Genomic DNA, 13,988 nt, shown 5'->3' with positions numbered 1-13,988 from the left:
TCGAGAACCTCCGTTGGCAAGGGACGATCGGCTAGATGAGCAGCCCGACGACCAGATCGATCAGCTTGATCGCGGGGAACGGCAGCAGCAGGCCACCGAGACCGTAGATCAACAGGTTGCGCCGCAGCATGGCGCTGGCACCCGTGGCACGGACCCGCACCCCGCGCAAGGCGAACGGAATCAACGCGGGAATCACCAGGGCGTTGAAGATCACCGCCGACAGCACGGCGGAGGCCGGCGAGTGCAGGCCGAGCACGTCGAGACCGCCCAATGCCGGCACGCTGGCGGCGAAGATCGCCGGCAGGATGACGAAATACTTGGCGACATCGTTGGCCAGCGAGAAGGTGGTGAGCGCGCCGCGGGTGATCAGCAGTTGCTTGCCGATCTCCACCGCCTCGAGCAGCTTGCCGGGGTCGGAGTCGAGGTCGACCATGTTGGCCGCCTCCCGCGCCGCCTGGGTGCCGGAGTTCATCGCCAGGCCCAGATCCGCCTGGGCCAGCGCCGGGGCATCGTTGGTGCCATCTCCCATCATCGCCACCAGGCGGCCGGCAGCCTGCTCCTCGCGGATCAGTGCCAGCTTGCGCTCCGGCGTTGCCTCGGCAATGTAGTCGTCGACCCCGGCCTCGGCGGCGATCGCCGAGGCGGTGATCGGGTTGTCACCGGTGATCATCACCGTCTTCACGCCCATCTCGCGCAGTTGCATGAAGCGCTCGGCGATACCTGGCTTGATCACGTCCGACAGCGCAATCACGCCCAACAGTACGTTGCCCTCGGCCACCGCCAGCGGCGTGGCGCCGTGGCGCGAGATCCGTTCGACCAGCGCCTCGTAATCATCCGGTAGCCGCCCGCCGGCTTCCTCCACCTGCCGTGCGATAGCGTTCGGCGCGCCCTTGCGCCAGCGTCGGCCGTCGGCGAAATCGAGTCCGGAAACCCGGCTGGTGGCGGAAAACGGCACCACTTCGGCGTCTTCGGCGGGGGTGAGCGAAGCGCCCTGTTCGTCCGCCAGCGAAGCGCCCTGTTCCCGCGCCAGCACGACGATGGAGCGCCCCTCCGGCGTCGGGTCCTCGAGCGAGCAGATACCGGCGACCTCGCGCAGCCGCTTCATGTCGATCCCGTGGCACGGCGCGAACTCGGTGGCGCGACGATCGCCCAGGGTGATGGTGCCGGTCTTGTCGAGCAGCAGGGTGTCGATGCTGCCGGCGATCTCCACCGCCTTGCCGGACTTGGCGATGAGGTTGGCGCGCATGGCCCGCTCCATCCCGGCGATGCCGATGGCCGGCAACAGCCCACCGATGGTGGTGGGTATCAGACAGACCAGCAGCGCCACCAGCATCACCGTCGAGGTCTCTATCCCCACGAATCGCGCCATCGGCACCAGCGTGACCACGACGATCAGGAACACCAGCGTCAGCGTGGAGAGCAGCACCGACAGCGCCAGCTCGCTCGGCGTCTTCTGGCGACTGGCGCCCTCGACCAGGGCGATCATCCGGTCGAGCAGCGACTCGCCGGGGTCGACGCTGACCTCGACGATCAGCTCGTCGGAGAGCAGCTTGGTCCCGGCACTGACGCCGCTGTTGTCGGTGCCCGCCTCGCGCAGGACCGGCGCGGACTCGCCGGTGACGGCGGACTCGTTGATCGAACCGGCACCCTGGACGATCTCGCCGTCGGCGGGGATCAGCTCGCCGGCCGATACGCGGACACGATCGCCGCGGCGAAGTCGGTCGGCGGCAACCGTCTCCTCGCCGCTGTGGGTCAACCGTCGTGCCTTCAACTCACCGCGGGTGGCGCGCAGGCTGCCGGCGTGAGCCTTGCCACGGGCCTCGGCCACCGCCTCGGCGGCGTTGGCGAACAGCACCGTGGCCAGCAGGATCAGCGTCACGCTCAAGGCGAAACCGCCCTGGCCGTTGGACTCGGCAAAGGCGAGGGCGGTGTAGAGCGCGCAGATCAGCGTGCCGATGGCGACCACCGCCATCACGGGGTTGCGCGCCAGGCTGGTCGGATTCAGGCGCTTGAAGGACTCCACCAGCAGGAGCAGCGGCTGCACCTGCAGGGTCGTTGTCGTGGCACGGGGTCGGCGTCTGGTCAGGTCACGCTTCACTGGGCTCTCCCTATCGCTCCCGCTGTCTCTTCCCGTGCGAGAACGGGCAACGAAGGTACTGTCGTCGATGGGCTTCATGGGGCGAGTACCAGTTGTTCGGCGATCGGTCCCAGCACCAGGGCGGGCAGGAAACCGAGCAGATTGACGATGACGATGACACCGGCGGTGAGTCCGACGAAGGCGCCGCTCTCCACGGCCAGGCTGCCACGCCCTTGCGGCGCCGTGCGTTTACCGGCCAGCCAGCCGGCCACCGCCAGCGGCACCAGCATCGGCAGGAAGCGGCCGACCGCCAGCGCCACCACGCAGGTCAGGTTCCACCACGGCGTCGCGTCGCCGAGCCCTTCGAAGCCCGAGCCGTTGTTGGCGAACGCCGAGGTGAATTCGTAGAGCACCTGGGAAAGGCCGTGGAAGCCGGGGTTGGAGTTGCCGGTCAGGCCGGGGAAGGTCACGGTGATCGCGCTCAGGCCGAGAATGATCAGGGGTTGAGCCAGGATCGCCAGCGAGATCCAACGCATCTCACGGGTCTCCAGCGGCTTGCCGAACAGTTCCGGGGCACGGCCGATCATCAGCGAGCCGATGAACGCCGCCAGCATCAGGTAGAGCAGATAGCCGATCAGGCCCACGCCGATGCCGCCGAAGGTGACGTTGACGAACATGTCCATCAGCAGCCCCAGGCCGCCCAGCGGGTTGAAGCTGTCGTGCATGGCGTTGACGGAGCCGTTGGAGGTCTGGGTCGTCCAGCTGCCCCAGAGCGCGGAGAGATCGCTACCGAAGCGCAGCTCCTTGCCTTCGAGGTTGGGGCTGCCTTCCACGACGAGCCCGGCCAGGGCGGCGTTGGGCAGACGCTCCGACGCCACGATCAGGCTGGTGGTGATCAGCGAGAAGACGATCATCACCGAGCCGATTCCCATCATCAGCCGACGCCGACCGCTGATGACGCCCACCGCGATCAGCGAGGCCACCGGTATCAGCATCAGCGCGATCGTCTCGATCAGGTTCGACAGGCCAGTCGGATTCTCCAGCGGTACGGTCGAGTTGGGGCCGTACCAGCCACCACCGTTGGTACCAAGCTGCTTGATCGCCACCATCGGCGCCACCGGGCCGCGCGGTATCACCTGGGCCGCGCCGCCATCGAGCATCATGACCCGCTCGGCGCCCTGGTACGTCGCCGGCACGCCCTGCCACACCAGCAGTAGCGCCACGATCAGCGATAGCGGCAGCAGCACTCGCATCACGATCCGCGTGAGGTCGACATAGTAGTTGCCCACCCCGCCCCCGGCGTTGGTGGCAGGCTGGCGTCGCAGCAGCGTCCGGGTGATGGCGAGCAGCACCGCCAGCCCCGTCGCTGGGGTCAGGAACTGCAGGGTGACGATGGCCAGTGTCTGGCTCAGGTAGGAGAGCTGGGCCTGGCCCGAATAGTGCTGCTGGTTGGTGTTGGTGGCGAACGAGACAGCGGTATGCAGCGCCGTATCCCAGTTCATGCCGGGGATCCCGTCGGGGTTGAGCGGCAGCACGCCCTGGCCCATGAAGACCAGCCAGGCCAGCGCGACCAGCAGCAGATGAAGCTTCAACACCGCCAGCAGATAGGCCGACCAGGACATCGAGGCACGGCGATCGACGCCGGCGAGACGCATCAGGACCGACTCCACCGGCCCGAAGAGACGATCCAGCGGGCTCGGTCGATCGCTGTCCAGCGCCCGACCCATATAGAGCCCGAGCGGCAGCGCCAGCCCGATCAGCAGGGCGTAGCAGAGCATCATCGCGTTCATGGCTAGAATCGCTCCGGCCAGCAGAGCGTCGCCAGCAGGTAGACGGCGGTCGCGAGGGCGACCGCCAGCATCAGGTAGGACATGGCTCACCTCCTCGTTCGAGAGGGTCCAGTGTCGAGTCGAGGTGCGTAAAAATTCGATGAGGAAATTCGGCGCAAGGCGTCAAGAAAGCGTAAAAATGCCAAGCCAGGTGGCACAACGAGCCGGCGGTCGGCATCATCGACTACCAATAACCACCGACTTCACAAGGACAAGCGCCATGTCGACCTCTTTGAACAGCCAAGCGCTCCTCGAAAAGCTGATCGGCTTCGCCACCGTCAGCCGCGACTCCAACCTTGCCCTGATCGAGTTCGTGCGCGATTACCTTGCCGAACAGGGAGTCGATAGCGAACTGATCCACAACGAGGACGGCAGCAAGGCGAATCTGTGGGCGACGATCGGCCCCACCGACCGTGGCGGCGTGGTGCTTTCCGGACACACCGACGTGGTGCCGGTGGATGGCCAGCCATGGACCGTACCGGCCTTCGAGATGACCGAACGGGACGGCAAGCTCTACGGCCGCGGATCGACCGACATGAAGGGCTATATCGCCTGCGTGCTGGCGGCGGTGCCGAGCTTCAAGGCGGCGGAACTCGAAACGCCGATTCATCTGGCGTTCTCCTATGACGAAGAGGTGGGCTGCCTTGGCGTGCGTTCGATCATCTCGATGCTGGAAGACAAGCCGCATCGGCCGATCGCCTGCATCATCGGCGAGCCGACCGAACTCAAGCCGGTACTTGGCCACAAGGGCAAACTCGGCGTGCGCTGCCAGGTGAAGGGCGCGCCCTGCCACTCCGCCTATGCGCCGGAAGGGGTCAACGCCATCGAGACCGCGGCGAAGATGATTACCAAGCTCACCGAGATCGGTGAACGTCTGGCCGATCCAGCTCATCACGACGAGCGCTTCTATCCGCCCTTCTCGACCGTGCAGACCGGCGTGATCGAGGGAGGCCGGGCACTCAACATCGTGCCGTCTGAGTGCCGCTTCGACTGGGAAGTGCGCTCGCTGCCAGGCTTCGATGCCGGTGAGGTCGAGCGCGAGATGCGCGACTACGCCGACACCGAACTGCTCCCGCGCATGCGCGCCGTCGAGCCCGACACCGACATCCGCTTCGAGCCGCTGCAGGCCTATCCGGGGCTGACCACAGAGGCCTCTAGCGACGTGGCGCGATTGATCGCCACCCTGGCGAATCGCGATGACTTCGGCACGGTCGCCTACGGCACCGAGGGCGGACTGTTCCACGAGGCGGGCATTCCTACCGTGGTGTGCGGCCCCGGCTGCATGGATCAGGGCCACAAGCCGGACGAGTTCATCGCCATCGAGCAGCTCGAACGCTGCGACGCGATGATGCAGCGGCTGGTGAAGCATCTCGGCGCGCGAGGAGATTCATGATTTCGGGGCGACTCCGCTGGGCACCTGCCCTTGGCCTGATGCTGCTGGTCGGTTGCAGCACCCAGCCACCGCAGCCCGGCTTCGAGCAGCGCCCGGCAAGCGTGAAGCGTGAACTCGTCAGGTTGATCCCGGCCTCGACGCAGGAGCGTGACGGTTGGGCGACGGATATCACCGCCGCCTTCTCGGCCCAGAACCTGCCCGCGACGAAGGACAACCTCTGCGCCACGCTGGCGGTGATCGAGCAGGAATCGACCTACGACGCCGATCCCAGCGTGCCCAATCTCTCCGCCATTGCCCGCCAGGAGATCGAGCGCCGGGCTGGCGCACTACATATCCCCGGTTTCCTGGTGACTGCCGGGTTGAATCTCGAATCGCCCACCGGCGAGAGCTACAACGAGCGCCTCGATCACATCACCACCGAGCGAGAGATGAGCGAGATCTTCGAGGATTTCATCGACATGGCGCCGCTCGGACGGGAGCTGTTCGGCAGCCTCAACCCGGTGCACACCGGCGGCCCGATGCAGGTGAGCGTCGACTTCGCCGAAAAACACGCCGACAACTACCCCTACCCGATCGACGGCTCGATCCGTCACGAGGTGTTCACCCGGCGCGGCGGACTCTTCTTTGGTATCGCCCACCTGCTCGGCTATCCGGCCAACTACGACGAGCCGATCTACCGTTTCGCCGACTTCAACGCCGGCTGGTACGCCAGTCGCAATGCCGCCTTCCAGGCCGCCGTCACCCAGCTTTCCGGTATTCCGCTCGCCCTCGACGGCGACCTGATCATCCCCGGCTCGCGTCAGGCCGGGCAGACCGAGTTGGCGGTACGCACCTTGAAGCGTCAGTTGGATATGGACGACGGTGAAATCCGCGATGCGCTGGAGAAAGAGGATTCCCTCGAATTCGAACGGACCGCGCTCTACGAAAAGATCTATTCGCTGGCGCTACAGCAGGAAGGTCAGCCCATCCCCTACGCACGCCTGCCGGGAATCAAGCTCGAAAGTCCCAAGATCACCCGCAACCTGACCACGGCATGGTTCGCCAAGCGGGTCGACGACCGCTGGCAGCAGTGTATGCGTCGTTGAGGAGATTCTCTTTGAGGAGGTATCGGATTGGATTCAATGCCGAGCGCTTACCACTGTGGGCTCATAGACCAGCCTTCTGCTCGTGAATGCGAGGGGCAAGCCCCTCGCGCTCCCCTTTTTCGCGCCACAAGCGCACGAAACCCTGCGTATCACGCGCCCACGCTTTGGGTCGGCGCGTAAGGACATCTGACCGCCATGGATGGCGGAAATGCAGAAAATGCAGAAAATGCAGAAAATGCAGGAGCAATTTTCTGCCCTGTCCCAACGCGCCTCTTGCGACATCCATGTCGCAAGACCCAGCTTGGCGAGTGATACGCAGCGCGCGCTCGATAGGCGCTATCGGGTGGCTAATCCCAGCGCTGGTGAAGTTGGCAATGCCTAGAATCAGTTTTTTGGCTTTTTCACCGGGCGCTGCCAGCCGGGCTTGGCCACCTGACGACTGCGCCCGATGGCGAGCTCGCCATCCTTCACCTCACGAGTGATCGTGGAGCCAGCGCCGATGGTGGCGCCGTTGCCGATGGTGACCGGTGCAACCAACGAACTGTTGGAGCCGATGAACACGGCTTCGCCGATCCGGGTGAGGTGCTTGTTGGCACCGTCGTAGTTGCAGGTGATGGTGCCGGCACCGACATTGGTGTCGCGGCCGATCTCGGCATCGCCCAGATAGCTGAGATGCCCTGCCTTGACGCCTTCGCCGAGGCTGGCGTTCTTGGTCTCGACGAAGTTACCGACATGGGCACGCGTGCCGAGCCGGGTGCCGGGGCGCAGCCGAGCGAACGGCCCGCAGTCGCTCTCCACCCCCATTTCGGCGCCTTCCAGATGACTGTTGGCCTTCACCACAGCACCGCGACGCAACACGCTGTCCTTGATCACGCAGTTGGGGCCGATGACGACGTCATCCTCCAGGATCACCTGGCCTTCGAGGATCACGTTGATGTCGATCTGGATATCGCGCCCGACGGTGACATCACCACGTAGATCGAATCGCTCGGGATCGGCCAGCCCCACGCCCGCCGCCATCAGACGATCGGCCTGACGCCGCTGGAAGGCCCGCTCCAGCGAGGCGAGCTGGCGACGGTCGTTGACGCCCTCGACCTCCACCGGCGAACCCGGCTGGCTGGCGGTGACCTCGACGCCGTCGGCGGCCGCCATGGCGATCACATCGGTCAGGTAGTATTCGCCCTGGGCGTTCTCGGCGGAAAGCTCGGGCAGCCAGCGCCGGAGCTGGGCGGCGGTCATGGCCATGATGCCGGTATTGCACTCGCGGATCGCACGCTGCTGGTTGTCGGCATCCTTGTGCTCGACGATGGCGACGACCGAACCCTTGCCGTCACGCACGATGCGGCCGTAGCCCGTGGGGTCGTCCAACGTGACCGTCAGCAGCGCCATGTGACGCTCGTCGACGCCTTCCAGCAGGGTCTCGAGGGTTCTGGCTTGAATCAGCGGCACATCGCCGTAGAGCACCAGCACCTTGCCATCGCCGAGGCTATCCAGCGCCTGCCCCACGGCGTGCCCGGTGCCCTTCTGCTCGGCCTGCTCGCAAAAGGCGAGCTCGCGATCCGCAGGCGTCGACAACGCCTGGCGCACCATCTCGCCACCATGACCGACGACCACGTGCAGCCGCGCGTGCTCCAGCCCCGATGCCGTGTCGACGACGTGCTGAACCAAGGAGCGCCCCGCCAGCTTGTGCAACACCTTCGGTGTCTTCGAGCGCATGCGGGAGCCCTGGCCGGCGGCCAGTATCACGACGTCGAGAGTCATGGCGTTCTTCCTTCTGATCAATGAAAACCGGGCGTCATTCTAGCGTGTCGGAGGCGACCTGGCAGAATCCGATCGTCTGGCCTCCAGGCATGAAAAAGGCGACTCCAGGGAGTCGCCTTCGGGTACTGCCATCAGCGCATGCTGCCTGGGCGCCTGCCGCGTCAGCCGCGACCGCCCTTGCGGCGCAGCTGTTGCAGCGTGCGCAGCTGAGCGGAGGCTTCGGCCAGTTCGGCGGAGGCTCGTGCGTAGTCGAGCTCGCTCTGTTTCTCGTTGAGCGAGGCCAGCGCATGTTGCCGCGCCTGCTCGGCTTCCGCCTCATCGAGATCGCTGGCTCGGGTGGCGGTATCCGCCAGCACCGAGACCACGTCCGGCTGCACTTCGAGGAAGCCGCCGGTGACGTAGTAGAGCTCTTCTTCGCCGTTCTCCTGGATCACGCGCACCGGACCGGGCTTGAGCTCGGTCAGCAGCGGCGCGTGACCGCGCAGGATACCCAGATCGCCGGCCACGCCGGCAGCAATGAGCTGCTCGACGTTGCCCGAGAAGATCTCCTTCTCGGCACTGACGATGTCACACTGAAATGTGGCCATAGCGATTTATCTCCCGGGAGTCTGCAGGCTTAGGAAACACTGCATAAATGACTGCACAGGCGAATCGCTGCGTTGCGCGGTGCTCGAAGACTCGCCTAACCCCATGTTATGTCTCGCCTTCTGCGCTCCGTGCGCTTTGCGCTTCATCCTGTTCGTCGATTTATTCAGCATTTTCCTTACTTCATGCTCTTGGCTTTCTCGACGGCTTCGTCGATGGTGCCGACCATGTAGAACGCCTGTTCGGGCATGTCGTCGTAGTCGCCGTTGAGGATGCCCTGGAAGCCACGGATGGTTTCCTGCAGCGACACGTACTTGCCCGGCGCACCGGTGAAGACCTCGGCGACGAAGAACGGCTGCGACAGGAAGCGCTGGATCTTACGCGCCCGGGCCACGGCCAGCTTGTCTTCGTCGGAGAGCTCGTCCATCCCCAGGATGGCGATGATGTCCTTGAGCTCCTTGTAGCGCTGGAGCACGTTCTGGACACCGCGAGCGGTGTTGTAGTGCTCTTCGCCAACCACCAGCGGATCGAGTTGGCGAGACGTGGAGTCGAGCGGATCGACGGCCGGGTAGATACCCAGTTCGGCGATCGAGCGCGACAGCGTCACGGTGGAGTCCAAGTGAGCGAAGGTGGTCGCCGGTGACGGGTCGGTCAAGTCATCCGCCGGCACGTAGACGGCCTGGACGGAGGTGATCGAGCCGGTCTTGGTCGAGGTGATACGCTCCTGCAGGGCGCCCATCTCTTCGGCCAGGGTCGGCTGATAGCCCACCGCCGACGGCATACGACCCAGCAGTGCCGACACTTCGGTACCGGCCAGGGTGTAGCGGTAGATGTTGTCGACGAACAGCAGTACGTCACGACCTTCGTCGCGGAAGTTCTCGGCGATGGTCAGGCCGGTCAGGGCGACGCGCAGACGGTTGCCCGGGGGCTCGTTCATCTGGCCGTAGACCAGCGCGACCTTGTCGAGAACGTTGGACTCGTCCATCTCGTGGTAGAAGTCGTTACCTTCACGCGTACGCTCACCGACACCGGCGAACACGGAATAACCGCTGTGCTCGGTGGCGATGTTACGGATCAGCTCCATCATGTTGACGGTCTTGCCGACACCGGCGCCGCCGAACAGGCCGACCTTGCCGCCCTTGGCGAACGGGCAGACCAGGTCGATGACCTTGATACCGGTCTCCAGCAGATCGCTGGAGGCGGCCTGATCCGCATAGCCGGGGGCTTGGCGGTGGATCGGCATGCGCTTGGCATCCGAACCGATGTCGCCGGCTTCGTCGATCGGCTCACCCAGCACGTTCATGATACGACCCAGCGTCTCGGTACCCACCGGTACGGAGATCGGGGCACCGGTGTTGACCACTTCGATACCGCGCTGGAGACCTTCGCTGGAGCCCATGACGATGGCGCGAACCACGCCGTCACCGAGCTGCTGCTGCACTTCGAGAACGGCCTCTTTACCCGAGACCGTCAGCGCGTCGTAGACCTTGGGAACGTCGTCCCGCGGGAATTCTACGTCAACCACCGCGCCTATGATTTGTACGATACGTCCGCTCATAGTGGTTCCTCGTAAACCTGCAAATGAAACCTGTTGGGCCAAGCCGTACTCGAGATCGCCGTCACGCAGACGGCGATGTCGTCATACCGCCGCGGCACCACCGACGATTTCCGAAATTTCCTGGGTAATGGCCGCCTGACGCGCCTTGTTGTACACCAGTTGAAGATCGTCAATCAGATCGCCGGCGTTGTCGGTCGCGTTCTTCATCGCGATCATGCGCGCGGCCTGCTCACAAGCCGCGTTCTCCACCACGGCCTGGTACACCTGGGATTCGACATAGCGAACCAGCAGGTGATCGAGCAGGGTCTTGGCATCCGGCTCATACAGGTAGTCCCAGCTTTTGTGCGTGTCGCCGGAACCGGGTTGTTCTTCCCCATCACCTTCGTCATCGACCGCCTCGAGAGGCAGCAACTGACGCACGACGGGTTTCTGGCTCATGGTGTTGACGAATTCGTTGTACACCACGTAGAGCCGATCCAGACTGCCTTCATCGAAGGCATCGAGCATCACCTTGACGCTACCGACCAGATCCTGGGCTTCCGGCGCATCACCAAGACCTTTCTTGGCTGCCAGCAGGTTGCCGCCGCGCTTGCGGAAGAAACCACCGGCCTTGCTGCCGATCGCCGCGAAATCGGCGCCCACGCCCTTCTGGTCCCAGTCCCGTGCGTGCTTGACCACCGCCTTGAACATGTTGACGTTCAAGCCGCCGGCGAGCCCGCGATCACTGGAGACCACGATATAACCGACGCGCTTGACGTCGCGTTCGATCATGTAGTCGTGACGGTATTCCGGATTGGCCTTGGCGACGTGGCCGACCACCCGGCGGATCAGTTTGGCATAGGGCTGACTGGCCGCCATGCGCTCCTGAGCCCGACGCATTTTCGACGCAGCGACCATTTCCATGGCGCTGGTGATTTTCTGCGTGTTCTTGATGCTCCCAATCTGGGACTTGATCTCTTTTCCAGCTGCCATCTCGGATCACCCTGATTCATGCCGCTCAGTCGGGCGGGCCGGCCCGTTCTCGTCCGTGGACAAGAAGGCGGGCCATGCCACTTACCAGGTCTGAGTGGACTTGAACGACTCGAGACCCGACTTGAGACCCTTCTGGATCTCGTCGTCGTAGCCGCCGCTCTGGTTGATCTTGTCGAGCAGATCGGCGTGCTCGGACTTCATGTAGTCGTGCAGGGCACGCTCGAAATCCAACACCTTGTCGACCGCGACGTCGTCCAGGAAGCCTTCGTTGGCGGCGTACAGCGTGACGCCCATCTCGGCCACCGACAACGGCGAGTACTGCTTCTGCTTCATCAGTTCGGTGACGCGCTGCCCATGCTCGAGCTGCTTGCGGGTCGCTTCGTCAAGATCCGACGCGAACTGCGAGAACGCGGCCAGCTCGCGATACTGGGCGAGGGCCAGACGTACACCGCCGCCGAGCTTCTTGATGATCTTGGTCTGGGCCGAACCGCCGACACGCGATACCGACAGACCGGCGTTGATCGCCGGACGGATACCGGAGTTGAACAGCCCCGTCTCGAGGAAGATCTGGCCGTCGGTGATCGAGATCACGTTGGTGGGAACGAACGCGGAGACGTCGCCGCCCTGGGTCTCGATGATCGGCAGCGCGGTCAAGGAACCGGTCTTGCCTTTCACTTCACCATTGGTGAACTTCTCGACGTACTCGGCGTTGACGCGCGCGGCGCGCTCGAGCAGACGCGAGTGGAGGTAGAAGACATCACCCGGATAGGCTTCACGACCCGGCGGACGACGCAGCAGCAGCGAGATCTGGCGATAGGCGACGGCCTGCTTGGAGAGGTCGTCGTAGACGATCATCGCGTCTTCGCCGCGGTCGCGGAAGTACTCGCCCATGGTGCAGCCGGCGTAGGGTGCCAGATACTGCATGGCGGCCGGATCGGCGGCACCGGCGGCAACCACGATGGTGTGATCCATGGCGCCGTGCTGTTCGAGCTTGCGCACCACGTTGGCGATGGTCGACTGCTTCTGACCGATGGCCACGTAGATACAGGTGATCCCCGTACCCTTCTGGTTGATGATCGCGTCGATCGCCACCGCGGATTTACCGATCTGGCGATCGCCGATGATCAGCTCGCGCTGGCCACGACCGATCGGCACCATGGCGTCGATCGACTTGAGCCCGGTCTGCACCGGCTGGTCGACCGACTGACGGGTGATGACGCCCGGGGCAACCTTCTCGATCGCGTCGGTCATCTTGGCGTCGATGTCGCCCTTGCCGTCGATCGGGTTGCCCAGTGCGTCGACCACGCGGCCGATCAGTTCGCGACCGACCGGCACTTCGAGGATACGACCGGTACACTGCGCGGTCATGCCCTCTTCGAGCTCGAGATAGTCGCCCAGGACCACGGCGCCGACGCTGTCGCGCTCGAGGTTGAGCGCCATGCCGAAGACGCCACCGGGGAATTCGATCATTTCGCCCAGCATCGCATCGGCCAGGCCGTGGATGCGGACGATGCCGTCAGCGACGCTGACGACGGTGCCCTGATTACGGGCCTCGGAGGCGACATCCAGCTTTTCGATACGCTGCTTGATGATGTCGCTGATCTCGGAAGGATTCAGTTGCTGCATGCCATGTCCCTCGAACTCAGGCGGTGAGCGCTTCGCGCAGACGTTGCAATCGACCGCGTACCGAACCGTCGATGACGGTGTCGCCGGTACGCAGGATCACGCCGCCTAGCAGCTCGCGGTCCACCTGAGTGGTAATGGAGATTTCACGATTCAGGCGCTTCTTCAGAGCCTCGGCGAGCACGTTCTGCTGCGCATCGTCCAGTTCGAAGGCGGAGACGATGGTGACATCGACCCGCTTCTCTTCCTGGGCGCGCAGCGCCTCGAACTCGTCAAAGATGTCGGGCAACGCAGCCAGACGCCCCTTTTCGCCGACGAGGCGCAGGAAGTTGCCCACGCTCTCGTCGAAGGGTTGGTCTTCGCAGACTTCCAGCAGCAGCCGGGTCTTGTCCTCGAAGGTCAGCCGCGGGTTGCCGAGTATGCGTTCACGGACATCGGCGTCACCGGCCGCCTGGGCGACCAGTGACAGACTCTGGGACCACGCTTGGAGCGCCTTGTTATCGCGCGCGAACTCGAACGCCGCCTTGGCGTAGGGTCGAGCGACGGTAGACGATTCAGCCATGGTGCGCCTCCTTAGAGCTCGGCAGCGAGCTTGTCGACGAGCTCACGATGCTTGGCTTCGTCGATGGAGGACTCCAGGATACGCTCGGCGCCGGCCACGGCCAGCAGCGATACCTGGGCACGCAGCTCTTCCTTCGCGCGATTGATCTCCTGATCGATTTCGCTGCGAGCGCTCTCGATGATGCGCTCGCCTTCGGCCCGCGCGTTGTCACGGGCTTCTTCGACGATCTGATTGGCCCGCTTGTTGGCCTGTTCCAGGATCTGCTGCGCCTGCTCCTTGCTCTCCCGCAGTGTCTCTTCGGCTTTTTCCTGAGCCAGTTCGAGATCACGGGTCGCACGGCTGGCTGCATCCAGACCATCGGCAATCTTCTTCTGTCGTTCCTGCAGCGCCTGCATGACCGGCGGCCATACATACTTCATGCAGAACCAGACGAAGACGGCAAAGGCAATGGCCTGACCAATCAGTGTAAGGTTCAGATTCACGCCAGCACCTCTCGCGTCACGGGTTTGGGGTTAGGGTCACCGGGGCCTCGAGGGCCTTGAG

The 13,988-nt window shown here is 64.3% G+C and carries 11 protein-coding genes; 2 read left to right on the top strand and 9 right to left on the bottom strand.

Features of this window, described 5'->3' with window-relative positions; genetic code table 11:
- Positions 1-31: 31 nt before the first annotated feature.
- Positions 32-2,098 carry a potassium-transporting ATPase subunit KdpB gene (kdpB, locus tag DOM54_RS04850; protein ID WP_276309665.1) on the bottom strand — a complete coding sequence of 689 codons (2,067 nt, stop codon included), beginning with the start codon at positions 2,096-2,098 and terminating at the stop codon, positions 32-34.
- A gap of 74 nt (positions 2,099-2,172) precedes the next feature.
- Positions 2,173-3,867: a potassium-transporting ATPase subunit KdpA gene (gene kdpA, locus DOM54_RS04845; RefSeq protein WP_110715254.1), complete on the bottom strand. Its 1,695-nt coding sequence runs from the start codon at positions 3,865-3,867 to the stop codon at positions 2,173-2,175.
- A 259-nt stretch (positions 3,868-4,126) separates the two neighbouring features.
- Between kdpA and argE the strand changes: the two genes are divergently transcribed.
- Together argE and DOM54_RS04830 are read left to right on the top strand one after the other, a co-directional pair.
- A complete protein-coding gene (argE, locus tag DOM54_RS04835) occupies positions 4,127-5,299 on the top strand; it encodes an acetylornithine deacetylase (protein WP_110715253.1) in 1,173 nt (390 codons plus the stop codon).
- Positions 5,296-6,384, top strand: coding sequence for a DUF1615 domain-containing protein (locus DOM54_RS04830; protein ID WP_110715252.1), 1,089 nt, complete (start codon positions 5,296-5,298; stop codon positions 6,382-6,384). The genes argE and DOM54_RS04830 overlap by 4 nt, the downstream gene beginning before the upstream one ends.
- A 384-nt stretch (positions 6,385-6,768) precedes the next feature.
- On the opposite strand, the gene glmU is transcribed toward DOM54_RS04830, so the two are convergent.
- From glmU to DOM54_RS04795, 7 genes are all read right to left on the bottom strand, one after another.
- Positions 6,769-8,145 (bottom strand): bifunctional UDP-N-acetylglucosamine diphosphorylase/glucosamine-1-phosphate N-acetyltransferase GlmU, encoded by a 1,377-nt coding sequence (gene glmU, locus DOM54_RS04825; RefSeq protein WP_110715251.1) that lies wholly within the window; start codon positions 8,143-8,145, stop codon positions 6,769-6,771.
- A gap of 161 nt (positions 8,146-8,306) precedes the next feature.
- On the bottom strand, positions 8,307-8,732 hold the full coding sequence (locus tag DOM54_RS04820; RefSeq protein WP_110601671.1) for a F0F1 ATP synthase subunit epsilon: 426 nt from the start codon (positions 8,730-8,732) through the stop codon (positions 8,307-8,309).
- A gap of 176 nt (positions 8,733-8,908) precedes the next feature.
- The gene (atpD, locus tag DOM54_RS04815) at positions 8,909-10,288 is read right to left on the bottom strand and encodes a F0F1 ATP synthase subunit beta (protein ID WP_110601669.1); all 1,380 of its coding nucleotides are present in this window, start codon (positions 10,286-10,288) and stop codon (positions 8,909-8,911) included.
- Between the two features lie 81 nt (positions 10,289-10,369).
- Positions 10,370-11,260, bottom strand: coding sequence for a F0F1 ATP synthase subunit gamma (gene atpG, locus DOM54_RS04810; RefSeq protein WP_110715250.1), 891 nt, complete (start codon positions 11,258-11,260; stop codon positions 10,370-10,372).
- Positions 11,261-11,341: 81 nt separating this feature from the next.
- A complete protein-coding gene (gene atpA, locus DOM54_RS04805; protein ID WP_110707370.1) occupies positions 11,342-12,886 on the bottom strand; it encodes a F0F1 ATP synthase subunit alpha in 1,545 nt (514 codons plus the stop codon).
- Between the two features lie 16 nt (positions 12,887-12,902).
- Positions 12,903-13,445 carry a F0F1 ATP synthase subunit delta gene (locus tag DOM54_RS04800; RefSeq protein ID WP_110715249.1) on the bottom strand — a complete coding sequence of 181 codons (543 nt, stop codon included), beginning with the start codon at positions 13,443-13,445 and terminating at the stop codon, positions 12,903-12,905.
- A gap of 11 nt (positions 13,446-13,456) precedes the next feature.
- On the bottom strand, positions 13,457-13,927 hold the full coding sequence (locus DOM54_RS04795; RefSeq protein WP_110601664.1) for a F0F1 ATP synthase subunit B: 471 nt from the start codon (positions 13,925-13,927) through the stop codon (positions 13,457-13,459).
- Positions 13,928-13,988: the final 61 nt, after the last annotated feature.

The sequence above is a fragment of the Salinicola acroporae genome (genome assembly GCF_003206615.1).
GTDB classification, from domain to species: Bacteria; Pseudomonadota; Gammaproteobacteria; order Pseudomonadales; family Halomonadaceae; genus Salinicola; species Salinicola acroporae.
This window is presented reverse-complemented; position numbering and strand designations above follow the sequence as displayed.

Bases quoted from the DNA above. Each gene is read 5' to 3' on its own strand.
- kdpA (WP_110715254.1), bottom strand. From the start codon at position 3,867: ATGAACGCGATGATGCTCTGCTACGCCCTGCTGATCGGGCTGGCGCTG.
- argE (WP_110715253.1), top strand. From the start codon at position 4,127: ATGTCGACCTCTTTGAACAGCCAAGCGCTCCTCGAAAAGCTGATCGGC.
- DOM54_RS04830 (WP_110715252.1), top strand. From the start codon at position 5,296: ATGATTTCGGGGCGACTCCGCTGGGCACCTGCCCTTGGCCTGATGCTG.
- glmU (WP_110715251.1), bottom strand. From the start codon at position 8,145: ATGACTCTCGACGTCGTGATACTGGCCGCCGGCCAGGGCTCCCGCATG.
- DOM54_RS04820 (WP_110601671.1), bottom strand. From the start codon at position 8,732: ATGGCCACATTTCAGTGTGACATCGTCAGTGCCGAGAAGGAGATCTTC.
- atpD (WP_110601669.1), bottom strand. From the start codon at position 10,288: ATGAGCGGACGTATCGTACAAATCATAGGCGCGGTGGTTGACGTAGAA.
- atpG (WP_110715250.1), bottom strand. From the start codon at position 11,260: ATGGCAGCTGGAAAAGAGATCAAGTCCCAGATTGGGAGCATCAAGAAC.
- atpA (WP_110707370.1), bottom strand. From the start codon at position 12,886: ATGCAGCAACTGAATCCTTCCGAGATCAGCGACATCATCAAGCAGCGT.
- DOM54_RS04800 (WP_110715249.1), bottom strand. From the start codon at position 13,445: ATGGCTGAATCGTCTACCGTCGCTCGACCCTACGCCAAGGCGGCGTTC.